The sequence below is a fragment of the Streptomyces sp. NPDC093801 genome (genome assembly GCF_040701585.1).
Lineage (GTDB): Bacteria > Actinomycetota > Actinomycetes > Streptomycetales > Streptomycetaceae > Streptomyces.
Map to the genome: position 1 here is coordinate 1 of NZ_JBFBDP010000017.1, position 21,512 is coordinate 21,512.

At 75.1% G+C, this 21,512-nt stretch carries 21 protein-coding genes and 2 pseudogenes; 9 read left to right on the forward strand and 14 right to left on the reverse strand.

The window, feature by feature from the left end; all coding sequences use genetic code 11:
- The 9 genes and pseudogenes from AB0469_RS20565 to AB0469_RS20605 all read right to left on the reverse strand — a co-directional run.
- Positions 1 to 176, reverse strand: a pseudogene (locus AB0469_RS20565) (sulfate adenylyltransferase small subunit); the annotation flags it as partial.
- Entirely contained in the window at positions 173 to 763 is a 591-nt protein-coding gene (gene cysC, locus AB0469_RS20570) for an adenylyl-sulfate kinase (RefSeq protein ID WP_366452842.1), read from the reverse strand. The gene cysC and the pseudogene AB0469_RS20565, both read right to left, overlap by 4 nt.
- Complete coding sequence (locus AB0469_RS20575) at positions 763 to 1,470, reverse strand: phosphoadenylyl-sulfate reductase (protein WP_366452843.1); 708 nt, start codon at positions 1,468 to 1,470, stop codon at positions 763 to 765. Before AB0469_RS20575 ends, cysC begins: the two co-directional genes overlap by 1 nt.
- Positions 1,467 to 1,646, reverse strand: a complete 180-nt coding sequence (locus tag AB0469_RS20580) for a hypothetical protein (protein WP_366452844.1) — start codon at positions 1,644 to 1,646, stop codon at positions 1,467 to 1,469. The genes AB0469_RS20575 and AB0469_RS20580 overlap by 4 nt, the downstream gene beginning before the upstream one ends.
- Positions 1,643 to 3,349 (reverse strand): nitrite/sulfite reductase, encoded by a 1,707-nt coding sequence (locus tag AB0469_RS20585; protein WP_366453004.1) that lies wholly within the window; start codon positions 3,347 to 3,349, stop codon positions 1,643 to 1,645. Before AB0469_RS20585 ends, AB0469_RS20580 begins: the two co-directional genes overlap by 4 nt.
- A 218-nt stretch (positions 3,350 to 3,567) precedes the next feature.
- Positions 3,568 to 3,651 carry a putative leader peptide gene (locus tag AB0469_RS20590; protein ID WP_344166751.1) on the reverse strand — a complete coding sequence of 28 codons (84 nt, stop codon included), beginning with the start codon at positions 3,649 to 3,651 and terminating at the stop codon, positions 3,568 to 3,570.
- Positions 3,652 to 3,839: 188 nt separating this feature from the next.
- On the reverse strand, positions 3,840 to 4,403 hold the full coding sequence (locus tag AB0469_RS20595) for a GNAT family N-acetyltransferase (RefSeq protein WP_366452845.1): 564 nt from the start codon (positions 4,401 to 4,403) through the stop codon (positions 3,840 to 3,842).
- A gap of 5 nt (positions 4,404 to 4,408) precedes the next feature.
- A complete protein-coding gene (locus tag AB0469_RS20600; protein ID WP_366453005.1) occupies positions 4,409 to 5,698 on the reverse strand; it encodes a GAF domain-containing protein in 1,290 nt (429 codons plus the stop codon).
- 438 nt (positions 5,699 to 6,136) lie between these two features.
- Positions 6,137 to 7,780: an acyl-CoA dehydrogenase family protein gene (locus AB0469_RS20605; RefSeq protein WP_366452846.1), complete on the reverse strand. Its 1,644-nt coding sequence runs from the start codon at positions 7,778 to 7,780 to the stop codon at positions 6,137 to 6,139.
- A gap of 17 nt (positions 7,781 to 7,797) precedes the next feature.
- On the opposite strand from AB0469_RS20605, the gene AB0469_RS20610 reads away from it, so the two are divergent.
- On the forward strand, positions 7,798 to 8,922 hold the full coding sequence (locus AB0469_RS20610) for a YihY/virulence factor BrkB family protein (protein WP_366452847.1): 1,125 nt from the start codon (positions 7,798 to 7,800) through the stop codon (positions 8,920 to 8,922).
- A gap of 42 nt (positions 8,923 to 8,964) precedes the next feature.
- Entirely contained in the window at positions 8,965 to 9,732 is a 768-nt protein-coding gene (locus AB0469_RS20615) for a helix-turn-helix domain-containing protein (RefSeq protein ID WP_366452848.1), read from the forward strand.
- Here the strand turns inward: AB0469_RS20615 and AB0469_RS20620 are convergent.
- Positions 9,642 to 10,064, reverse strand: a complete 423-nt coding sequence (locus AB0469_RS20620) for a VOC family protein (protein ID WP_366452849.1) — start codon at positions 10,062 to 10,064, stop codon at positions 9,642 to 9,644. The two genes, AB0469_RS20615 and AB0469_RS20620, sit on opposite strands and share 91 nt — an antisense overlap.
- 153 nt (positions 10,065 to 10,217) lie before the next feature.
- Between AB0469_RS20620 and AB0469_RS20625 the strand changes: the two genes are divergently transcribed.
- The 4 genes and pseudogenes from AB0469_RS20625 to rsgA all read left to right on the forward strand — a co-directional run bounded on the left by AB0469_RS20625 (position 10,218) and on the right by rsgA (position 13,867).
- Positions 10,218 to 10,682, forward strand: a complete 465-nt coding sequence (locus AB0469_RS20625) for a hypothetical protein (protein WP_366452850.1) — start codon at positions 10,218 to 10,220, stop codon at positions 10,680 to 10,682.
- A 58-nt stretch (positions 10,683 to 10,740) separates the two neighbouring features.
- On the forward strand, positions 10,741 to 11,826 hold the full coding sequence (locus AB0469_RS20630) for a histidine kinase (protein WP_366452851.1): 1,086 nt from the start codon (positions 10,741 to 10,743) through the stop codon (positions 11,824 to 11,826).
- A pseudogene (locus AB0469_RS20635) lies at positions 11,823 to 12,496 on the forward strand (response regulator transcription factor). Before AB0469_RS20630 ends, AB0469_RS20635 begins: the two are co-directional and overlap by 4 nt.
- Before the next feature lie 258 nt (positions 12,497 to 12,754).
- Positions 12,755 to 13,867 carry a ribosome small subunit-dependent GTPase A gene (gene rsgA, locus AB0469_RS20640; RefSeq protein WP_366452852.1) on the forward strand — a complete coding sequence of 371 codons (1,113 nt, stop codon included), beginning with the start codon at positions 12,755 to 12,757 and terminating at the stop codon, positions 13,865 to 13,867.
- Positions 13,868 to 14,017: 150 nt separating this feature from the next.
- On the opposite strand, the gene AB0469_RS20645 is transcribed toward rsgA, so the two are convergent.
- Complete coding sequence (locus AB0469_RS20645) at positions 14,018 to 14,998, reverse strand: helix-turn-helix domain-containing protein (RefSeq protein WP_366452853.1); 981 nt, start codon at positions 14,996 to 14,998, stop codon at positions 14,018 to 14,020.
- Between the two features lie 140 nt (positions 14,999 to 15,138).
- Between AB0469_RS20645 and AB0469_RS20650 the strand changes: the two genes are divergently transcribed.
- Together AB0469_RS20650 and AB0469_RS20655 are read left to right on the forward strand one after the other, a co-directional pair.
- Complete coding sequence (locus tag AB0469_RS20650; protein WP_366452854.1) at positions 15,139 to 16,416, forward strand: protein phosphatase 2C domain-containing protein; 1,278 nt, start codon at positions 15,139 to 15,141, stop codon at positions 16,414 to 16,416.
- A gap of 549 nt (positions 16,417 to 16,965) precedes the next feature.
- Complete coding sequence (locus AB0469_RS20655) at positions 16,966 to 17,343, forward strand: ATP-binding protein (protein ID WP_366453006.1); 378 nt, start codon at positions 16,966 to 16,968, stop codon at positions 17,341 to 17,343.
- Between the two features lie 87 nt (positions 17,344 to 17,430).
- On the opposite strand, the gene AB0469_RS20660 is transcribed toward AB0469_RS20655, so the two are convergent.
- Together AB0469_RS20660 and AB0469_RS20665 are read right to left on the reverse strand one after the other, a co-directional pair.
- Positions 17,431 to 18,489: a DUF2637 domain-containing protein gene (locus AB0469_RS20660; protein ID WP_366452855.1), complete on the reverse strand. Its 1,059-nt coding sequence runs from the start codon at positions 18,487 to 18,489 to the stop codon at positions 17,431 to 17,433.
- A gap of 192 nt (positions 18,490 to 18,681) precedes the next feature.
- Positions 18,682 to 19,545 carry a (2Fe-2S)-binding protein gene (locus AB0469_RS20665; protein ID WP_366452856.1) on the reverse strand — a complete coding sequence of 288 codons (864 nt, stop codon included), beginning with the start codon at positions 19,543 to 19,545 and terminating at the stop codon, positions 18,682 to 18,684.
- A 152-nt stretch (positions 19,546 to 19,697) separates the two neighbouring features.
- Here AB0469_RS20665 and AB0469_RS20670 point away from each other — a divergent pair, with 152 nt between their 5' ends.
- The gene (locus AB0469_RS20670) at positions 19,698 to 20,426 is read left to right on the forward strand and encodes a GntR family transcriptional regulator (RefSeq protein WP_366452857.1); all 729 of its coding nucleotides are present in this window, start codon (positions 19,698 to 19,700) and stop codon (positions 20,424 to 20,426) included.
- 222 nt (positions 20,427 to 20,648) lie between these two features.
- On the opposite strand, the gene AB0469_RS20675 is transcribed toward AB0469_RS20670, so the two are convergent.
- The gene (locus tag AB0469_RS20675; RefSeq protein WP_366453007.1) at positions 20,649 to 21,407 is read right to left on the reverse strand and encodes a hypothetical protein; all 759 of its coding nucleotides are present in this window, start codon (positions 21,405 to 21,407) and stop codon (positions 20,649 to 20,651) included.
- Positions 21,408 to 21,512: the final 105 nt, after the last annotated feature.

A 21,512-nucleotide genomic window follows, 5' to 3' on the forward strand; every position in this document is an offset into this window, starting at 1 on the left:
AGGTGCAGCATGACGATGGAGTCCTTGCCGCCGGAGAAGAGGATCACCGGCTTCTCGAACTCGCCCGCCACCTCGCGGAAGATGTGCACCGCCTCGGATTCGAGGGCGTCGAGGTGCGACAGCGCGTAGGGCGCGTCGGAACCGGACTCGGTGTGCAGGTGCGCGGCGGTGGTCATGCCAGACCCCTCTCGGTGAGCAGTGCGTGCAGGGCGGAGGCCGACTCCTGCACGGTCTGCGTGTGCGACTCGATGCGCAGGTCCGGGTCCTGCGGGACCTCGTACGGGTCGTCGACGCCGGTCAGACCGGAGATCTCGCCCGCCGCCTGCTTGGCGTACAGGCCCTTCACATCACGCTCGGAGCACACCTCGACCGGGGTCGCGACGTGCACTTCGAGGTAGCTCGTACCGGCGGCGGCGTGCCGCTTCGCGACGGCCCCGCGGCTGTCGGCGAAGGGAGCGATCACCGGGACGAGCGCCTTCACGCCGTTGCTCGCGAGGAGCTCGGCGACGAACCCGATCCGCTGCACGTTGGTGTGCCGGTCCTCACGGCTGAACCCGAGTCCGGCGGAGAGGAACTCGCGGATCTCGTCCCCGTCGAGCACCTCCACCCGGTGCCCCTCGGCGCGCAGCCGCTCCGCCAGCGCGTAGGCGATGGTGGTCTTGCCCGCGCTGGGCAGACCGGTCAGCCACACGGTGGCTCCCTGGCCGGTCACGCTCATCCGCTTCTCCGTAAGTTCCGTGGTGTCCGTAGGTGTGGTGGTCATCAGCCGTGCAGTCCGCACTCGGTCTTGCCGCGCCCGGCCCAGCGGCCGGCCCGTGCGTCCTCGCCCTCGGCGACCCGGCGGGTGCAGGGGGCGCAGCCGACGGAGGTGTAACCGTCCATCAGCAGCGGGTTCGTCAGCACCCCGTGCTCGGCGACGTACGCCTCGACGTCGTCCTGGGTCCAGCGGGCGATCGGCGACACCTTGACCTTCCGCCGCTTCTCGTCCCAGCCGACCACCGGCGTGTTCGCCCGGGTCGGGGACTCGTCGCGGCGCAGACCCGTCGCCCAGGCCTCGTACGCGGTCAGGCCCTCTTCCAGCGGCTGGACCTTGCGCAGGGCGCAGCACAGGTCGGGGTCGCGGTCGTGGAGCCTCGGGCCGTACTCGGCGTCCTGCTCGGCGACCGTCCGGCGCGGGGTGAGGGTGATGACGTTGACGTCCATCACGGCCTCGACCGCGTCACGGGTGCCGATGGTCTCCTCGAAGTGGTAGCCGGTGTCGAGGAAGACCACGTCCACGCCGGGCATCGCCCGGGAGGCGAGGTGGGCGACCACCGCGTCCTCCATCGATGAGGTCACGCAGAACTTCTTGCCGAAGGTCTCCGCGGCCCAGGTGAGGATCTCCAGTGCGGAGGCGTCCTCCAGCTCCCGGCCGGCCCGTTCGGCCAGTTCCTTCAACTCCGTGAGACGCGAGTCTTGAACGGTGGTCATATCTCGTCCCCTCCAGCGGTTTCGGTCCGAACACCCCGGGCCAGCAGCCCCAGGTACTTCAGCTGGAAGGCCCGGTTGCAGGCCCTGCACTCCCAGGCGCCGTGGCCCGTCTCGTGGGGAAACAGGTCCTCGTCGCCGCAGTACGGGCAGTAGAACGGTGCGGCGCGCTCGCTCATGAGAGGCTCTCGTCGCTCGCGCGGCCGACCCAGGCGGCGAAGCGCTCGCCGTCCTCGCGCTCCGCTTCGAAGCGCGTGACGACCCGCTCGACGTAGTCGGGCAGTTCGGCCGAGGTGACCTTGAGGCCGCGGACCTTGCGGCCGAAGCCGGCCTCCAGGCCCAGGGCGCCGCCCAGGTGGACCTGGTAACCCTCGACCTGGTTGCCCTCGTCGTCCAGGACCAGCTGGCCCTTGAGACCGATGTCCGCCACCTGGATACGGGCGCAGGCGTTCGGGCAGCCGTTGATGTTGATGGTGAGCGGCTCGGCGAAGTCCGGCAGGCGGCGCTCCAGCTCGTCGATCAGCGAGGCCCCGCGGCCCTTGGTCTCGACGATGGCCAGCTTGCAGAACTCGATGCCGGTGCAGGCCATGGTGCCGCGGCGGAACGGGGACGGCTTGACCCGCAGGTCCAGCGCCTCCAGCGCCCCGACGACGGAGTCGACCTTGTCGGCCTCGATGTCGAGGACGATCATCTTCTGCTCGGCGGTGGTGCGCAGGCGGCCGGAGCCGTGCTGCTCCGCGATGTCCGCGATCTTGGTCAGGGTGGCGCCGTCCACGCGGCCGACGCGGGGCGCGAAGCCGACGTAGAACTTCCCGTCCTGCTGCCGGTGCACGCCGACGTGGTCGCGCCACTGGCCGCTGGGCTGCTCGGGCGCGGGGCCGTCGGTGAGCTTGCGCTTGAGGTACTCGTCCTCCAGGACCTGGCGGAACCTGGCCGCGCCCCAGTCGGCGACGAGGAACTTCAGACGGGCGCGGGTGCGCAGGCGCCGGTAGCCGTAGTCGCGGAAGATCGAGATGACGCCCTCGTAGACGTCCGGGACCTCGTCGAGCGAGACCCAGGTGCCCAGGCGGACGCCCAGCTTGGGGTTGGTGGAGAGGCCGCCGCCGACCCAGACGTCGAAGCCGGGGCCGTGCTCCGGGTGGTTCACGCCGACGAAGGCGATGTCGTTGATCTCGTGCGCCACGTCGAGCAGCGGCGAGCCGGAGACCGCGGACTTGAACTTGCGGGGCAGGTTGGAGAAGTCCTTGTTGCCGACGATGCGGCGGTAGATCTCCTCGATGGCGGGGGTGCCGTCGATGATCTCGTCCTGGGCGATGCCGGCGACGGGCGAACCGAGGATGACGCGGGGCGTGTCACCGCAGGCCTCGGTGGTGGACAGGCCGACGGCCTCCAGGCGCCGCCAGATCTCCGGGACGTCCTCGATCCGGATCCAGTGGTACTGCACGTTCTGGCGGTCGGTGAGGTCGGCGGTGCCGCGCGCGAACTCCTCGGAGATCTCGCCGATGACGCGGAGCTGCTCGGTGGTCAGCCGGCCGCCGTCGATGCGGACGCGCAGCATGAAGTACTTGTCGTCCAGCTCCTCCGGCTCCAGGATCGCGGTCTTGCCGCCGTCGATCCCGGGCTTGCGCTGGGTGTAGAGGCCCCACCAGCGCATACGGCCGCGCAGGTCGTTGGGGTCGATCGAGTCGAAGCCCGTCTTGGAGTAGATCGTCTCAATGCGCGTCCGCACGTTGAGACCGTCGTCGTCCTTCTTGAACTGCTCGTTGCCGTTGAGGGGCGTGTGGTGTCCGACGGCCCACTGGCCCTCACCGCGGTGACGGCCGGTCTTGCGGCGCGCGGCGGCTGCAGGGGCGGCTGCGGGCGTTTCGGGGGTGGCGGCCATGGCGGGTACGTCCTTCTTCAACGGCTGGAGGCGGGGCAGGGGGGAGCGGCGGCGCGCCCCTGTCACGCTGGAATCTCCGAGCAGGTGTGGCCGATGTGCGCCGTTTCGCCAGGGTTTCCGGCGTGCGGGGGCAGGGTGCGGCCTTCAGGGGGCTTGCAGGTGGTCGGCGCGTCCGCGGCGGCGGGGACGACGGCGACGTGCGGCGAGGGCTGGTTCCGTCAGCTCGCCGGACACATGGCGCTGGACATGCGGCCGAGGTCGACGTGGCGTCGACTCACCAGGGCGATTCCAGCTCCATTCATGGCCGAAGCGTGTCATGGGCCGATTGGAGGAGTCCACTACTGTCCACGATACGGACGAACTCGTCCCGGATCGCGAGACCGCGTGACGGGGGTCACGCCGCGCCGGTCTTCCGCTCCCGCCCCGGCCCGCGCCGCCGGACGTGGCCACGGCGGCGCGAAAAGGGGCCTCGTGAACGCCCTGCCGGGGCTTACGCGCCGGGCCAGGGACCCGGGGTGGGGGAGTCGGGCTTCTCTTCCGTTTCCGTCCTGAAGAGCTTGAAGCCGCGGCGCTGGTAGTTGTCCATCGCCGTGGGGCCGTCCTGGCTGCAGGTGTGGAGCCAGACGCGGCGCGTGGGCTCGCGGTCCGGCCAGCGGTCCGCGAGGTCCCAGGCGCGGGCTATGCCCACCGACAGCAGGTGCCCGCCGATCCGCCGGCCCCGGAAGGCGGGGAGCAGGCCGAAGTAGATGATCTCCACCACGCCGTCGGGCTGCGGGTCGAACTCCACGTACCCCGCCGGGGTGCCCCGGTCGTACGCCACCCACGTCTCCACGCCCGGGCGGTCCAGCTGCTCCACCCACTGCGCCCGGGTCAGCGACAGCCGGTCCGTCCAGTGGATGTCCTGGCCCACGGAGGCGTACAGGAAGCGGCTGAACTCGGGGGAGGGCACCTCGGCCCGGCTGATCGTGATCTCCGGGCCGGGTTCGGCGGCCGCGACCAGATCGGCGGGCGAGGTCATCTCGAGGGACCAGGTGGTCAGTGTGATGGTGCTCATGCGCTTCAGGGAACCACATCCCCCGGCTGCCGCCGGGGGGTCCCCCAGGGGCCGCCGAGGCCCAGCCGGGCCCGGACCACGCCCGGGGCCGTGGAGTGCGGGAGCAGCCCGGCCGGGTCCCGCGGGCGGATCAGCTCCACCTCCACGTCCTCCGCGAACCGGTACGGCCGGTGGCTCAGCACCCCGGCGAGGTGGCGGCGGACCCGGGAGAGCTCCGCGCGGACCGTCACCGTGCGGGTGGGGTCCCCGAACAGCTCCTCGGCCAGCTCCGCCGCCGTCCGCCCGCGCGGGGTCTGGGCCAGCAGGAACAGCAGCTCCGCGTGGCGCGGGCTCAGCTCCTGCGACCAGCTCCCCGCGGCCCCGTACACCGTCGCCGACCAGGACCGGGGCCGGCTCAGGTCCAGCACCACCCGGCTCGCCCCCGCAGCCGCCGAGGACTCCGCCAGGCGCAGCAGCCAGCCGCCCGGCAGCGGCTCCGCGACGCAGTCGCCCAGCTGCGGGATCCACAGCCGCCCGGGGCCGAGCGCCTTCGGCAGCTGCACCCGGTCCGCGGGGGCCAGTCCGGTCACCGCCGCCGTCCAGCCGTGCGGGTCCACCGCCACGGCCCGCCCCGGGAGCCGGGCCAGCAGCGGCGCCGCCACCGCCCGCAGCCGCTCCAGGGACTCCAGGTGGCGCACCCGCAGCTCCCGCTCGGCGAGCCGGGCCACCGAGCTGACCCAGGCCAGGGTCGCCGGGTGCATGGTGGCGAGCGGGCCGCTGACGTCGACCACGCCCAGCAGCTGCCCGTCCCGGGGGTCGTGCACGGGGGCCCCGGCGCAGGTCCAGTCGTGGTGGCTGGAGACGAAGTGCTCCGCCGAGAACACCTGCACCGGCCGCCGGGTCACCAGCGCGGTGCCCACCCCGTTCGTGCCGACGACCGCCTCGTCCCAGTCGGCCCCCACCGCGAAGCCCAGCCGGTCCGCCTTGCGCAGGATGCCGCTGTGCCCCTCCCGCCACAGCAGCCGCCCGTCGGCGTCGGCGACGACCATGATGTGCAGGGACTCGTCCAGCGCGGGCAGCAGCCCCTCCCGCAGCACCGGGAGGATCTCCCGCAGCGGCGAGACCTGCCGCCGCTCCTCGGTCTCGGCGGCCGACAGCATCCGGGACCTCGCGTCCCGGTCCGGGTGCACCCCGCCGGCCATCATCCGGCGCCAGGACTCGGCGATCTCCGGACGCGGGGCGGCCGGCGGGCGGTCCCCGGCCAGCGCCGCCGCCCGTACTCCCTTGAGCAGACGTGCGGCGTCCCGCGCGTCCATGGCCGAGATGCGCGCCACGTCGACCGTGCTGCCTGCGGTGTTGGCCACCGGAACCTCCCCGTGCTGAACAGGACGTACTGCGGAAGCCGTCGAGGCCGGCGTACGCGACCCTTCCCCGGGCACGTGCGGCGGGCACCTGCGACCACCTGTGGACCGAAGGGTTGCAACGGTATGCAACTCTCGCCAACCCCCGGCCGTGCGACCGAAACTATCGGCACGCCGCAGAGCGGCGTGACAGCTCCTTCCTCGGGGCTCTTGGGACCAGGGGTGGTGCCGAGTCGGCGCGGCGCCACCCCCGGACCCACCAGGACGGGTTCGGATCCCGGCGCTGAACGGTTCACGGTCGCGGTGGTTTGGGGACCGCCGCGGCCCCGCGGTCCCGGGTGGTTTGGGGACCACCCGCGAACCGCGCGAACCGCAGCGGTCAGGGGACCGCGCTCAGCCCGAGATCCGCGCCCGCGCCACCACCGCGCCCAGGTCCAGGCCGTGCGGCAGCGTTCCGAAGGCCGACCCCCGGTCACCGCCGAGCCGCGACGCGCAGAACGCGTCCGCCACCTCCGGCGGGGCCCACCGCACCAGCAGCGCACCCTGGAGCACCAGGGCCATCCGCTCCACCACCCGGCGGGCCCGGCCCTCGATCCCCTCCAGGTCCGCGAGGTCCGTGAACAGGTCCCTGAAGGCCGCGTCCAGCCGGTGGTCGGCGCCCCGCGCCAGGCCGACCTCCTGGAGGAAGGCGTTCAGCGCCTGCGGCTCCCGCCGGAGGGCGCGCAGGGCGTCCAGCGCCTGCACGTTGCCCGAACCCTCCCAGATGGAGTTCACCGGGGATTCGCGCAGCAGTCTCGGCAGTCCGGACTCCTCTACGTAGCCGTTGCCCCCCAGACACTCCAGTGCCTCCGCCACCATCGGCGTACAGCGCTTGGTCACCCAGTACTTCGCCACGGGCACCGCCAGGCGCAGGAAGGCCGACTCCTGCTCCGTCCCCGCGTCGCAGGCGGCCGCCAGGCGCAGGGCCAGCACGGTCGCCGCCTCCGACTCCAGGGCCAGGTCGGCCAGGACGTTGCGCATCAGCGGCTGCCCGATGAGCGGCGCTCCGAAAACAGAGCGGTGCTCCGCATGGTGGACGGCCTGCGTCAGCGCCTGCCGCATCAGCGAGGCCGAGCCCACCACGCAGTCCAGCCGGGTCGCCGCGACCATCCCGATGACGGTCCGCACCCCCCGGCCCTCCTCGCCCACCCGCCGCGCCCAGGTCCCGTCGAACTCGACCTCCCCCGAGGCGTTCGACCGGTTCCCCATCTTGTCCTTCAGCCGCTGGAGCGCGAACGGGTTGCGCGCCCCGTCCGGCAGCACCCGCGGCACCAGGAAGCACGTCAGCCCGCCCGGCGCCTGCGCCAGCACCAGGAAGCCGTCCGACATCGGCGCCGAGCAGAACCACTTGTGCCCGGTCAGCAGGTACTCCCCGGAGGCGCCCAGCGGCACCGCCGCCGTCGTGTTCGCCCGTACGTCGCTGCCCCCCTGCTTCTCCGTCATCGCCATCCCGAAGAGCACCCCGGCCTTCAGCGCGGGCGGCCGCAGCCCCTGCTCGTACACGTGCGAGGTCAGCTTCGGCTCCCACAGCGCGGCCAGCTCCGGATCCGCCCGCAGCGCCAGCACCGCCGCGTGCGTCATCGACACCGGACAGCCGTGCCCCGCCTCGGCCTGCGACCACACGAAGAAGCCCGCCGCCCGGCGCAGGTGCCCCGACGGCCGCCCCCAGGCGTCGGTCAGCCCGGCGCCCACCGCGTGCCCCAGCAGCCGGTGCCACGCCCGGGGGAACTCCACCTCGTCGATCCGGTTGCCGTAGCGGTCGTGGGTCCGCAGCACCGGCGGGTTCTCGTTCGCCTCGCGGCCCCACCGCTGGGCCTGCGCCGAGCCCGCCGCGCGCCCCAGTTCGGCGAGCTCCCGCCGCACCTCGTCGCGGACCTCCGCAGCCGCGTCCGCGAGGTGGCGGTCCACCGCCTCCGTGAGGGCCCGGTCGCCGAGGTAGACCTCGTACCCGACGAGCGGCGGGGCCTGGTTGCTGACTGTGTGGGTGGTGGCTGCCATGCGGCTACGGTAAGGACGTGCAGCCCGCAAACGAAACACCCGAAAGGACCCCGGTACGCCCGGGAAGGCTCCATCGGGCCCGCGTCCTCTACCGCAACGTCTCCAAACGCAAGATGGGCTGGCTGCTCCTCAAGGACACCGTCAACTCGTGCGTCGAATACCGGATCCTCGGCCTCGCCGCCGAAGCCGCCTTCTTCACCCTCCTGTCCCTGCCCCCGCTCTTCCTCGGCCTGCTCGGCCTGCTCGGCTACGTGGACGGCTGGACCAACACCCAGTCGGTGGCCAGCATCGAGGAGAACATCCTGCGCGCGGTCGGCACCGTCCTGTCCGACCGGGGCGTCAACGACATCGCCAGACCGATGCTCGACGACGTCACCCGCGAGGGCCGCCCCGACCTGATCTCCCTCGGCTTCGCCTTCGCCCTGTGGTCGGGCTCCCGCGCCGTCAACGTCTTCATCGACACCATCACCGTCATGTACGGGCTCGACGGGCAGCGCGGCATCGTCAAGACCCGGCTGCTCTCCTTCCTCCTCTACGTCATCGCCCTGGTGATCGGCGCGATCGTGCTGCCGCTGATGGTGGTCGGCCCCGACGCCGTCGTCCGGCTGGTGCCCTGGAGCACGGAGGTGATCGCCGTCCTCTACTGGCCGGTGGTCACGCTGCTGTCCATCGCCTTCCTGACCACGCTCTACCACGTGTCCGTGCCGGTCCGCTCGCCGTGGATCGAGGACGTGCCCGGCGCGCTCGTCGCCCTCGCCATGTGGGTGCTCGGCTCCTTCCTGCTGCGGATCTACCTCACCAACACCGTGGAGGGCCCGACCATCTACGGCTCGCTGGCCGCGCCCGTCGCGATCCTGCTGTGGATCGGCATCTCGGCCTTCGCGGTGCTCGTCGGCGCGGCCGTCAACGCCGCCATCGACCGGGTCTGGCCCTCGGTGGCCACCGCCGCGGCGCGCGAGGCGAACGAGCGGGTCCGCGAGGCCGAGGCCGCCCGGCTCGTCGCCCGCGCCGCCGCCTGGCGGGCCCTGGCCGAGGGGGAGTCCGAGGACGACGAGGACGCCGGGATGCCCTCCGAGTTCCCCGAGCGCTGGTCGAACTTCCTGCCCCCGGACGACTACACCTCCCGCCTGCGCAAACACTGAACCGCCGCGGCCGCCCGCGCGGCGCCCCCCTAGGCTTGCGGTGTGTACGAGGAAGCGCCGTCCCGGTCCGTCCCCGGAGCCGTGGTCTGGCGGGCCCGGGGACCCGGCGGGCCCGTGCTGCCCGACGGGTGCATGGACCTGCTCTGGATCGAGGGCCGGCTGCTCGTGGCCGGCCCCGACACCGGCCCGCACCCCGCCGGAGAGGTCCCCGGCCGCTCCTTCGCGGGACTGCGGCTCGCCCCCGGCACCGCGCCCGCGCTGCTCGGCGTACCGGCCCGCGCACTGCGCGACCGGCGGGTCGAGCTGGCCGACCTGTGGCCCGGCCCCGAGGTGCGCCGGCTGACCGGTCGGACCGCCCGGTACGCGGACCCGTGCGCGGGCCTCGAAGCGCTGGCCCGGACCCGGCTCGACGCCGCGGGCCCGCCCGACCCGCTCCCCACCGAGGTGACCGCCCGGCTCCGCGCCGGGCAGCCCGTCGCCGCCATCGCCGCCGCCCTCGGCATCGGGGAGCGCCGGCTGCACCGCCGCTCCCTCGACGCCTTCGGATACGGCCCCCGCACCCTGGGCCGGGTGCTGCGCCTCCAGCGGGCGCTGGCCCTGACCCGGCGAGGGCTGGCGCAGGCCGAGGTGGCGTACGCCGCCGGGTACGCCGACCAGGCCCACCTGGCCCGCGAGGTGCGGGCCCTGGCCGGGACCACCCTGGGGGCGTGGGCGGCGGCTCAGGCGCCGTCGGGGGCTCCGGCGGACCCGGGGCCCGCGGGGGCGAACAGCGAGACCTGGCAGCCGTCCGGATCCAGGACCACCGCGTAGCGCTGCCCCCAGAAGGCGTCCCAGGGCTTCAGGTGCCCCCCGTACCCCGCGTCCGTCAGCTCCGCGTACAGCGTGTCCACCTCCGCGGGGGAGTCGCACAGGAAGGCGAGCTCGCGGCGCGGGCCCCCGGAGGGCGGGGTCCACGAGGGGTCGAAGGACCGGACGACCTCCTCGGTGTCCCAGCCGATCCGCAGCCCGCCGGGCAGGACGGCCTCCACGTGCGGCAGGCCGTCCGCGTCGGCGGGGACGTCCAGGCCGAGGCGGCGGTAGAAGGCGAGCGAGGCGGCCATGTCGGAGACGACCAGGCCGATCATGTCGAGTCGTGGGGTCATGACGGCAGGCTAGGCGGGGCCCGGGCCGGAGGTATTGAAGGAAACGGACACCGCGGCGGGCCGTCCTCCACCCGTGGGTGGAGAGGGAACCTCCACCCGGGATCCACCCCGGCGCCGATCACGGCGGGGCGGCCCGTTCCTAGCGTGAAGGGCATGGATATCGCACGTGTTCTCGTCATCGCGCTGGTCGTCGTCTTCGTCCTCGTACGCAGGTTCGGCGGACGGCCCGTCAAGGACCAGGACCGCGTGTGGGTGCTGCCCGCGGTCCTCGCCGCCGTCGGGGTGGCCGAGGGCGGGCTGACCGCCCCCGCCCACCCCGTGCTGGGCGCGGCGCTGCTCGCCGCCGGGACCGCCGCGGCCTTCGGCACCGGCCACCTCATGGGCCGCGCCATGACCCTGTGGCGCGAGCCCGACGGCACCCTCTGGGCCAAGGGCAACCGCACGGTCCTCGCCCTGTTCGGGTTCTCCCTCGCCGTCCGCGCGGCCCTCGCCCTCCTCGGGTACGCCGTGGGCGTCCCGGTGCGGAACGGGGCCCTGCTGGTGACCCTCGCGAGCTGGATCCTGGCCCAGGGCCTGGCCCTGGCCGCCCGCTCCCGCCGGGTCCCCGTCGCGGCATGAGGCGGCCGGCCCGGTGCGCCACGCCCCGCTCGGGCGGGCCTGGCTACAGTGGGCGGGGATGCCGATGCCACACACCCTGCCCCCGCTCACGAACACCCACGTCAGGGTCGCCGTCCAGGTGGCGTTGCTCGTCTGGTTCCTGCACGGCCTGCTCACACCCCCGCCCGGCGCCGCCGCGCTCGCCTGCGGGGCGGCCGGACTCGGCATGACCCTCCTCGCCGTCGTCGACGACCGGCCCCGCACCGGGGCGTGGCTCTTCGGAGCCGCCCTGGCCGCCGCCTGCGCCACCGGACTGCTGGCCCCCGCCACCCCGTGGGTGGTCCTCGTCTTCGCCGTGTGCGGCTTCGCCGCCGCCCGCCTCGGGGTCGTCCCCGCCACCGTCCTCCTCGGCGCCGGGGCCGCCGCGGCCGCCGCCGTCACCCTGCTGCGCGAGCGCGACCCCGTCGAACTGTGGAACGTCGTCGGCCTCTGCGGCATGTTCGCCTACGTCCGCGCCGGCCGGGCCCGGCGCGCCGCCGCCGAGTCCGAACGCCAGCGCGCCCTGCTCGCCGAGCGGGCCCACGTGGCGCGCGAGGTCCACGACATCCTCGCGCACTCCCTCTCCGCCCAGCTCATCCACCTGGAGAGCGCGCGCCTCACCCTGGAGGCCGGCCGCCACGAGGAGGCCGGGGTCCTGGTCGAGCGGGCCCGCGCCCTCGCCAAGGGAGGCCTGGAGGAGACCCGCCGGGCCGTCGCCGTCCTGCGCGGCGACGCCCCCGCCCCGCAGGAGGCCCTCGCGGCCCTCGTCGAGGAGTACCGCCGCACGACGGGCGCCGCCTGCGCCCTCACCGTCGACGCCGGCCCGCACCCCCTGCCGTCCGAGGCCGCCCTCGCCGTCGTCCGCACCGCGCAGGAGGCCCTGACCAACGCGCGCAAGCACGCCGCCGGGGCCGACGTGGAGATCACCCTGCGCCACCCGGGCGCGCGCTACGAGCTGTGCGTCACCGACTCCGGCGGCACCGGGCCCGCCCCGCACGCCGCCACCGGCGGCGGTTACGGCCTGGTCGGGATGGCCGAACGGGCCGAACTCATCGGAGCCGCCCTCGACGCCGGGCCGTACGGCACCGGCTTCCGCGTCCGCCTGGAAGGACCCCTCGCACCGTGACCGACAACGGCGCCCCGATCCGTGTCGTCGTGGCCGACGACCAGACCGTCGTACGGGAAGGGCTCGTGCTGCTGCTCGGCCTGCTGCCCGGCACCGAGGTGGTCGCCTCCGCCGCCGACGGAGCCGAAGCCGTCCGGCTCGTCGCCGAACACGCCCCCGACGTGGTCCTGATGGACCTGCGCATGCCCCGTACGGACGGCGTGGAGGCCACCCGCCTGATCACCGGGAACCACCCCGGGACCGGGGTCGTCGTCCTCACCACCTACAGCGACGACGCCTCCGTGCTGGACGCCCCGGCGCCCGCGGCTACCTCACCAAGGACGCCGACGCCCAGGAGATCGCCCGCGCCCTCGCCGCCGTGCGCGACGGAGCCACCAGCCTGGGCCCCGCCGCCCAGGAACGCCTCGTCGCCGCGGCCGTCGCCGCCGGGCCGCCGCCGCGGCCCCGGGCCGCCGCCCTGCCCGACGGTCTGACGGCCCGTGAGGGGGAGGTGCTCGCCCTGATCGCCGAGGGCCGCTCGAACGCCGGGATCGCCCGGCGGCTCACCATCGGCGAGTCCACCGTCAAGACGCACATCAACAACCTCTTCGCCAAGACCGGGGTCCGCGACCGCGCCCAGGCCGTCCGCTACGCCTACCGGCACGGGCTGGTGATCGATTCCGCGGATTAATCCGGTGGTGCCGCCGCACCGGGCCGGGCTATGGTTCCGGGGTACGGAGGCGCGGGGCACAACCGCCCTCCAGGAGAGCCGCGTTGGCTCGTCGAGACACCGCAGGAGGTGAGGACGTTGATGACTGTCACCGTGACGGGCGTTGCCCGCGTTCAGGAGTTCGTCCTCGTTGCCACCTCCGTGGTCTCCGGCTGACCCCATACCTCTCCGCGCGCCGCCGCGCGTGCGCTGCCGGGGCCACCCTGTGAAGGGTTCCCCTTGACTCTCCCGTCTTCTTCCCTCTCCTCCTCCTCCCTCCCGCACGCCCTCGCCGCCTACGGCTGGGACGACGCCTGGGCGGCGGAGTTCGCCCCGTACGCAGCCGAGGGACTCCTCCCCGGCCGGGTCGTCCGCGTCGACCGCGGGCAGTGCGACCTCATGACCGAGGACGGCGTCGTCCGTGCCGACACCGCCTTCGTCACCCCCCACGACCCGCTCCGCGTCATCTGCACGGGCGACTGGGCCGCCGTCGAGGCGACCGGCAGCCCGCGCTACGTGAAGGCGTACCTGCCGCGCCGCACCGCCTTCGTGCGGTCCACCTCCTCGCAGCGCTCCGAGGGGCAGATCCTCGCCGCCAACGTGGACCACGCGATCATCGCGGTCTCGCTGGCCGTCGAGCTCGACCTCGGCCGGATCGAACGCTTCCTCGCCCTGGCGTGGGAGTCGGGCGCCCAGCCGCTGGTCGTCCTGACCAAGGCCGACCTGGTCCCGGACCCCGACGTGCTCGGCCACCTCGTCCAGGACGTGGAGACCACCGCGCCCGGCGTGCAGGTCCTCACCGTCTCCTCGCACACGGGCGAGGGGACGGACGTGCTCGCGGCGATCGTCGCCGGCGGCACGAGCGTGCTGCTCGGCATCTCGGGCGCCGGCAAGTCCACGCTGGCCAACGCGCTGCTCGGCGAGGACGTCATGGACGTCCGGGCGACGCGCGACGTCGACGGCAAGGGCCGCCACACCACCACCACGCGCAACCTGCTCGCACTGCCGGGCGGAGGCGTCCTGATCGACACCCCGGGGCTGCGGGGCGTCGGCCTGTTCGACGCCGAGGCGGGGGTCGGGCAGGTGTTCTCGGAGATCGAGGACTACGCCGCCGACTGCCGCTTCCACGACTGCGCCCACGAGGCGGAGCCGGGGTGCGCGGTACGGGCGGCGGTGGCCGACGGCACGCTCCCCGAACGGCGCCTGGAGAGCTACCGCAAGCTGCTGCGCGAGAACCAGCGCATCGTGGCGAAGACGGACGCCCGCCTACGGGCGGAGATCCGCCGGGACTGGCGCGCCAAGTCGGCGGAGGGCCGCGCGAACCACGCCGCGAAGCGGGGCGGGCGCGCCTGACCGGGGAGGGGCGGCGTCCCGCCCCTCAGGCGGCCGCGTCCCGCGGGGCCGGGCGGACGTGAACGGCGGGGCGGCACCGTGCCCGCCGGAGCCGGACGCGTTCGCCGCCCCGACGGCACCGGCCTCCGGTGCGGACCGCCCGCGGCCGCGTCACCGGGCCACCCAGCCCCGTTCGTACGCGTGCCAGCCGAGCTGGAGCCGGGTGGTCACCCCGGCCAGCTCCATCAGGCCCTTCACCCGGCGCTGGACCGTGCGCAGGCCCAGCTCCAGGTGCTTGGCCACGCTGGCGTCCGTCATCCCGGCCAGCAGCAGGGTCAGGATCTCCAGATCGGTGCTGTCGGGCACGCCGCCCGACTCCTCCGGCGTCCCGCTCGCCCCCAGCACCAGGGGGACGGCCTCCCGCCAGACCGCCTCGAACAGGCCCAGCAGGGACTCCAGCAGCCCCGAGGCGTGGACGACGAGCGCCGCGGGCTCCGTGCCGTGCGCCGTGAGCGGCACCATGGCGAGGGCGCGGTCCGCGATGACCAGGCTGGTGGGGACCCGGCCCGTCACCCGGACCCGTGCGCCCCGCACCAGCGCCGTCGACGCCTCCCGGATCCCCGTGGGCAGGCCCAGCACGTCCCGCTCGATGACCACCCGGTACCCGACGCCGCGCACGGCGGCCTGCTCCTCCGTCGGCTCGTTCTCCATCCCCGACACGACCAGCGGGCGCGCGCTCGCCAGCGCGCACACCTCCTCCGCCGCACCGAGCTGGATCTGGTGGAAGCGGTGCGCGACCGCGCTCGCGCCCGTCACCACCTCCACCAGGTCGTGCACCGCCGCGTCCGCCGCCTCCGCCCGGTACTCCCGCGCCAGCAGCTCGGCGGCCAGTTCGGCCTGCTCCAGCCCCTGGCGCTGCCGGGTGAGGAGGGCGCCCAGGGCCACCGCGGGCGGTGCGGCCACCCACCGCCCGGGACGGGCCGAGGACTGCGCCGCCAGACCGTGCCGCTCCAGGTGCCGCAGGGTCCGCTCGGTCTGCGGCACCGGCAGCGTCAGCCGGCGGGCGAGGTCCGGCACCTCCGCCGCCCCCAGCGCGACCAGCGCGCGGTACGCCGACTCCTGCCCCTCGTCCAGGCCTATTGCCCCCAGCAACCCGTCCACCCCACTCTCAGACCCGTTCCGGCCCATCTTCGCCGCACCCGCGGCCCGTTTGCCAAGGTGGCGACCCCGGACCGGGGACCTTTTCGTGCATTCGGGGTTTTCCGCCGCCCGGTGCGGCCGACAATGAGGGCATGAGTCGGCAGGGCGCGCAGGACTGGTGGCAGAAGCTGTACGAGGACCCGGACGCGGGGACCGGACCCGACCCGGGGGACACGCTGGACCAGCGCTTCCGCTCGGCGTCGGTCCTGGTCGCCGCGGACGGGCCGGCCCCGCCCCAACCCCCGTCGCTCCCCGGCCCCCGGGCGGGCGGCGCCCCGCCCGCCGCGCCCGCGGTGGCACCGGAGCCGCCTCCCGCCGCGCCCCCGGTGGCACCGGAGCCGCCTCCCGCCGCGCCCGCGCCGCTGCGGCTGGACAAGACCGCCGCGCCCGTCCCGCCGCCCCGCCGCGACTCCCGGGTGACGGGGGCCACCGGGTACGCGGAAGGCGACGTGGCGGTGCCGCCCGCCCCGCCCCGCCCCGACACCCCGCCGCGGGCGGAGCGGGAGCCACGGCCGGAGCCCGCCGGCCGGCCCGTGGTCAGCCACCTCGGGGACCGGGCCCCCACCTACGCCGCCGAGCCGGGAGCGCTCCCGGCCGCCGACCCCGCCGCCCTGGACTCCCTCACCCCCGACACCGTCCTGGAGGGCGCCCGCTACGGCACGTACACCCTGCGCGCCGCCTCGGTGCGCGGGGACTCCGCCCGCTACCGGGGCGACGCCCGCCGGGACTTCCTGCTCACCGCCCGCTTCGGCAGTGGGGACGACGCCCTCGTCCTGGTGGTCCTGGCCGGCGGGGACCGGGCCGCCCCCGGCGCCCGCGAGGCCGCCGCCGAACTGGGGCACTCCGTCGCGGCGGCCGTCGGGCGCAGCCGGGAGCGGCTGGCCGAGGACATCCGCACGGGCCGCCGCGAGGCCCTGCTGTCGGGGCTCCAGCGGCTCACCGACCGGGGCTACGGGCGGCTGCGGGCCCGGGCCGCCGAACTCGGGCTCGACGAGGAGGCGTACACCGCCGGGCTGCGCGGACTGCTGCTGCCCCTGGACCCCCAGTGCCCCCACCGGATCTGCTTCGGCGCAGGCGCGGGCGGGGTCTTCCGGCTCCGCGGGGGCCGTTGGCAGGACCTGGAGGAGGACACGGGCGGGGCCGCCGGGTTCCGGTTCCGTGCCTCCGCGGCCCGCCCGGGCGACACCCTGCTGCTCTGCTCCGGAGGCCTCGCGGACCCCATGCGCGAGGAGGGCCTGCTCCCGGCCGAGCTCGCGTCCCGCTGGTCCCAGGGCGACCCGCCCGGTCTGGCGGCCTTCCTCGCGGACACCCAGGTCCGCCTCAAGGGCTACGCCGACGACCGGACGGCCGCCGCGGTCTGGGAGGCGTGACCCGCTCCCGTCAAGGGGGTGCGAGGCCGGAGGGCGGCGGTTCCCCGTTGCCGGTGCGAGATTTCCTCCCCCTCGTGCAGTACGGCCCGCCCGTCAAAGTGCCCTTCTCGGGCATCCCGTGGGCGGAACGGGCGGGGGGAACCCACCGCTTTCCGGCCTCCGCCCGGACGGGCCGCGGGGCATGACGGGACGTACGCCGCCGGGTGCCGCCCCGGTGAACGCGGTGGCGGGGCGCGCCGGGCTGTCGGTTCCACCGAAGGACGGTGTCCGCGGGGTGACCGGATTCGCACCATCGGACAGCGGGACCGTGTCCGCCGGGGGTGCCGCCCGGCGGGCGCGGATGGCCGGATCCCGGCGGTGCGACGGGCCCGGCCCGCGGGGGCGAAGGAGTGTGAACCCGCCCCGGGGGCATGCATTCCGTAGGCCTGTTCGAGAGGCGGGCACAGGAATACGGGGAGGTACATCGCCGTGCGCGTGGGGGCGAAGACCGGTAAGCCGTGGCGGAGGGGGCGGCCGGTGGCGCGCGAACCGTCGCCGGACCGGGCGGAGATGACGCGCAGCGTCCGCCGCGCCGACCTCAAGGCGGTGGGCGAGGTCCGCAGGGAGTTGCGGGAGCTGCTCCGCCACCGCTGCGGGGCCGGTACGGCCCAGGTGGCCGAACTGCTGGTCACCGAGCTCGTCACCAACGCCCTCGTCCACACGGAAGGGGGAGCCGAGGTGTCCGCGAGCGTCGAGGACGCCCGGCTGCGGGTCGAGGTCCGCGACGGCGCCGCCCGCCGGCCCCGGCCGCACGTACCGTCCGCCGACGACGGTACGCACGGAAGGGGGCTGGTCCTGGTGGAGACGCTCGCCGACACCTGGGGCGTGGATCCGCCGGCGCTGGGGCCGGGCAAGGTCGTCTGGTTCGAGCTGGAGGACGCCGGGTAGCCGCGCAGCGGCCCGGGGCGTGCGACGGCGGGGCCGCCCGAAGGCCGCCCCGCCGAGGCGTACGCCGGCATCCGGCTCGTGGGCCGGTCAGCCGAACTGCTGCTCCAGGTCCTTCAGTTTGCGCTCCAGTGAGTCGAGCCGGGGGAGCGTCTGGGTGTCGTCCTCGGCGGTGAGGTCCACCGTCCGGGGACCGGCCGGGTCAGGGGACTCGGTTCCGTTCACGGCCTGCAGGGAGGGCCTTCGTCGCAAGGGCAGCTGTCCCGCTTCCGATATGGCCGGCTCCGCGCCGACCGGCGCGGAGCCCGTTCCGGGGGTCAGCCCCGGCAGGTCGACCTGACGCGCCCGGGCCCGCCCGAACGCCCTGTGCTGCCGGCCCAGCGCCTTGATGCGGGCGCGGTCCAGGCGGTGCTGCTCCCGCCTGCGGTGCCGGTCCTGCTCCCGCTCCTTCTTGTCCTCGCGCACCTCGTCGACCGCCTCGTCGAGCGTGCGCACGCCCTCCAGGAGCATCAGCGACCAGGCGCCGAAGGTCTCGCGGGGGGCCCGCAGCCAGCGGACCATGCGGATCTGCGGCAGCGGGCGCGGGATCAGGCCCTGCTCGCGCAGCGCCGCCCGGCGGGTCTGCTTGAGGGCGCGGTCGAAGAGCACGGCCGCCGAGAGCGACATGCCGGCGAAGAACTGCGGGGCGCCGTCGTGGCCCGAACCCCGGGGTGCGTGCACCCAGTTGAACCAGGCGGCCGCCCCGGCGAACAGCCAGACCAGCATCCGGGAGCCCAGGGCGGCGTCACCGTGGCTGGCCTCGCGGACGGCGAGCACCGAGCAGAACATCGCGGCGCCGTCGAGGCCGAAGGGGACCAGGTACTCCCAGCCGCCGGAGAGGTTGAGGTTCTGCCGGCCGAAGCCGACCAGCCCGTGGAAGGAGAGCGCGGCGGCCACCGCGGCGCAGCAGAAGAGCAGGACGTACGAGGCGGTGCCGTAGACGGCCTCCTTGCGCCGCCGCCGCTCCTCGCTGCGCTCCCAGCTGTCGTCGGCCGCGGCCTTCTCGCCCTCCCGCTTGCCCCGGGCCAGCACCGCCACTGCCGCAAGCACGCCCAGGATCAACAGGCCGCCGGGCAGCAGCCAGTCCAGCGATATGTCGGTCAGTCTCATGCGGTTGTCCCTTGCCTCGCGTATGCGGCTTTCCGGGCGCCATAGTGGCGCAGCAGATCCGTGGTGCACGTGGGTTTCGGGTCAAGAGGACGCCAACGGGGGGCGGGGCCCGTCGGATAGGGCGTTGTGTCTCGAACTCCCTTCCGAGGTGGCCGAGTTCTGTTCGAATGCGCTTCATCCGGCGGGGTGGGTTCAGCCGACGGCGGCCGTGAGCCGGGCGATCCTCTCCGCGTCGCGGGTGCGGGGGCAGGTGGTGCAGGTGTCCTCGGGGCGGACCGTGTAGAAGAAGCAGCAGCCGGCCCGGTCCCGGGTGGTCAGCTCCGTCCCGCAGGGCCCGGCGAGCGTGCGGAAGCGCGCCCCGGCCGGGTACGGGGCCAGCGCGCCCGGCAGGAGCAGCTCCAGCTCGCGCACCGCCCGCCGCTCCTCGCCGAGCAGGCTCCCGAGGTACCAGAGGCCCTCGACGACCTCGTCGGCGGCCGTGGCCCACAGGGCGCGCGGGCCCCGCCGCATCCGCGGGCCGAACCCCTCCAGCAGCGGACCCAGGTGCTCGGCCACCGCCGCCCGCACCTCCTCGCGCAGCGCCTCCTCGCCGGCCACGGTCCGCGCCCCGGGGAGGGCGGCCGCCGGATCGCCGGGCAGGCAGGCGAACTCCTCGACGCGCACCGACATCCGCCCCTCGGTCCGGTGGAAGGCCACCCGGTCCACGGGCAGCCGCGGCACCCTGCGCTCCAGGAACCACGGGACCGTGATCAGCAGGCAGGCCGGCCAGGCGTAGCGGTGCAGGCCGAACCCGGCCACGACGTCGGGCCGCGCCGGCCGCCCGTAGTCCCGGACCACCTGCGCCGCGTCCCAGGCGAGGTGGGAGTCCAGGGCCCCGCCGCCCGCCGCGAGCTCGTGCGCGCCGACCCATCCCGCACCGCCGGGAAGGGGTTCGTGCGCGGCGTGCTCGCGGATCCGCAGGCCCGGGTGGGCGGCCGTGAGGCGTGCGTACGCGCGCGCCACCGGGGAGCCGGCCGGGGCGGGTGCGGGCGGGGCGGGGAGAGTCGGGCCGGGCATGGCGGACCACCGAATCGCGCGTCGGGAACGAAAAGCAAGGTTAGCCTAACCTTAGCTGATCACGGGTGGGCTGTCCGCCCCGCCTCGCGCCCGGACCCGCCCCGGGGCCGTCGCCTATCCTCGGAACCGGTCGAGACCCGGAGGAGGACCGAGTGCGCGAAGCGGCCCATGCCCTGGTGTCCGAACACCCCGTACCGACGGAAGCGGAGGCGGAATCCGCCCCGGGTGGACCGGCGCCGGCCGGTCCCCGGGTTCCGGCCCAGAAGGTGCTGCGGCACTCGGTGCGCGGACAGGTCCTCGACGCGCTGCGCGCGGCCCTGGTCGACGGGGAGCTGGTGCCGGGGGAGATCTACTCGGGTCCGGCGCTCGGCGAGCGCTTCGGGGTCTCCGCGACCCCCGTCCGCGAGGCCATGCAGCAGCTGGCGCTGGAGGGGGCGGTGGAATGCCTGCCCAACCGCGGCTTCCGGGTGCTGACCCGTACCCCCCGGAGCCTGGCGGAGCTGGCCGAGGTGCGGGGCCTGATCGAGGTGCCGGTGATGCTCCGGCTGGCCCGCTCGGTCCCCGTGGCCGCCTGGGAGGCCCTGCGCCCGGCCGTCCTCGCCACGGCCGAGGCGGCCGCCGCCGGGGACCTGCCGGCGTACGCGGAGGCGGACCGCGCCTTCCACCGCGCGGTGCTCTCGCTGGCGGGCAACGGGCAGCTGGTGCAGATCGCCGAGGAGCTGCACCGGCGGGCGCAGTGGCCGCTGCCGGGTGCTCCGCGGGTGCGGCGGGCCGATCTGGTGGCCGACGCCGCCGAGCACTCGGCCCTGCTGGAGGCCCTGATCGCCCGGGACCTCCCGGTGGTGGAGTCCCTGGTCCGCGAACACTTCGCGGGCGCTTGAGCCGTCTCTTGCGGATCCCGCCCGACCCGCGCCGCCCGGCACCGCACGTCGCCGCGTTGTCGAGGCACCCGGGTACGTCCGGTACGCGGGAGCCCCTCCGCCGTGCGGGGCACGGCGCCGGACGGCGCGGGCTCGACCGGCAGGATCCGAAAGAGACGGCCCGGCCCCCGGGCCCGCCGCGCGTGACTCGTCCCCGCCCCGCGCGCCGGCCCGCCGTCCGGGTCAGGGCGTGGCGGGGTGGAGCTGGTCCGCCAGCCAGGTGGGGATGCCGCCCAGGAGGTGGAACAGGCGCCGGGCCTCGTCCCGCAGCCGCCCGGCCTCCGGCTCCGGCTCGGCCTCGGCCAGCGCCGCCAGCGCGGGGGCCGTGCCGACCAGGAAGCCCAGGTCCTCCCGGATCCGCAGGGACTCCGCGAAGCCCCTGCGGGCCTCGGCGACCTCGCCGTCCCGCAGGGCCAGCGCGGCCAGGTGGCGCCAGGTGAAGGACAGCAGCAGCGTGTCCCCGTGCGCCTCGGCCCCCGCGTGGGCGCGGTGGTAGGCCGGCCGGGCCGCCTGGGGGGCGTCCGCCAGGTGTTCGGCGACCAGCCCCCGCCGGAAGTCCAGCAGCGGGCGGGTCCGCGACCCCGGCGACAGCAGCGCCGCGGCCCGGCCGAGCGCCGAGCGGGCCTCGTCCGCCCGGTCCCGTACGCCGAGCACGGTCGCGGCGTAGGCCAGCTGGCCCCGCTCGCAGGCGGCCGCCCCGCGCTCGTCGTCGTCCCGGGCCGTGGCCTCCGCCACCCGGAGCGCGTCCTCCGCCTCGCTCCAGCCCTGCCCGGTGAACAGGCACCGCTCCACCAGCAGCGCGGTCCGCTGGACCGCCGCCCCGGCCTCGTGCGCGTGCGGCGTCAGCAGGGCCGCCGCGTCCGTCCAACAGCCGCGCGAGCGCAGCCGCCATATCGCCCGCTGGAGGGGGTCGTCGCCCCCCGTTGATCCCGCACCGGACATGGCGGTATCCGCCACATTGCCCTCCCCGAAGCAACCAAGCAGCACGTCGTTGAGCCCTGGGGCGAAATGAGAGCACGGATCGGCTGCCTCGGCCAAGGGGTCGGG

Excerpts from the sequence above, each read along its gene's own strand:
- cysC (WP_366452842.1), bottom strand. The coding sequence starts at position 763 with ATGACCACCACACCTACGGACACCACGGAACTTACGGAGAAGCGGATG.
- AB0469_RS20620 (WP_366452849.1), bottom strand. The coding sequence starts at position 10,064 with ATGACCCCACGACTCGACATGATCGGCCTGGTCGTCTCCGACATGGCC.
- AB0469_RS20675 (WP_366453007.1), bottom strand. The coding sequence starts at position 21,407 with ATGTCCGGTGCGGGATCAACGGGGGGCGACGACCCCCTCCAGCGGGCG.
- AB0469_RS20600 (WP_366453005.1), bottom strand. The coding sequence starts at position 5,698 with ATGGACGCGCGGGACGCCGCACGTCTGCTCAAGGGAGTACGGGCGGCG.
- AB0469_RS20575 (WP_366452843.1), bottom strand. The coding sequence starts at position 1,470 with ATGACCACCGTTCAAGACTCGCGTCTCACGGAGTTGAAGGAACTGGCC.
- AB0469_RS20625 (WP_366452850.1), top strand. The coding sequence starts at position 10,218 with ATGGATATCGCACGTGTTCTCGTCATCGCGCTGGTCGTCGTCTTCGTC.
- AB0469_RS20605 (WP_366452846.1), bottom strand. The coding sequence starts at position 7,780 with ATGGCAGCCACCACCCACACAGTCAGCAACCAGGCCCCGCCGCTCGTC.
- AB0469_RS20660 (WP_366452855.1), bottom strand. The coding sequence starts at position 18,489 with ATGAGACTGACCGACATATCGCTGGACTGGCTGCTGCCCGGCGGCCTG.
- AB0469_RS20585 (WP_366453004.1), bottom strand. The coding sequence starts at position 3,349 with ATGGCCGCCACCCCCGAAACGCCCGCAGCCGCCCCTGCAGCCGCCGCG.
- AB0469_RS20655 (WP_366453006.1), top strand. The coding sequence starts at position 16,966 with ATGACGCGCAGCGTCCGCCGCGCCGACCTCAAGGCGGTGGGCGAGGTC.
- AB0469_RS20580 (WP_366452844.1), bottom strand. The coding sequence starts at position 1,646 with ATGAGCGAGCGCGCCGCACCGTTCTACTGCCCGTACTGCGGCGACGAG.
- AB0469_RS20595 (WP_366452845.1), bottom strand. The coding sequence starts at position 4,403 with ATGAGCACCATCACACTGACCACCTGGTCCCTCGAGATGACCTCGCCC.
- AB0469_RS20665 (WP_366452856.1), bottom strand. The coding sequence starts at position 19,545 with ATGCCCGGCCCGACTCTCCCCGCCCCGCCCGCACCCGCCCCGGCCGGC.
- AB0469_RS20650 (WP_366452854.1), top strand. The coding sequence starts at position 15,139 with ATGAGTCGGCAGGGCGCGCAGGACTGGTGGCAGAAGCTGTACGAGGAC.
- AB0469_RS20630 (WP_366452851.1), top strand. The coding sequence starts at position 10,741 with ATGCCGATGCCACACACCCTGCCCCCGCTCACGAACACCCACGTCAGG.
- AB0469_RS20590 (WP_344166751.1), bottom strand. The coding sequence starts at position 3,651 with ATGAATGGAGCTGGAATCGCCCTGGTGAGTCGACGCCACGTCGACCTC.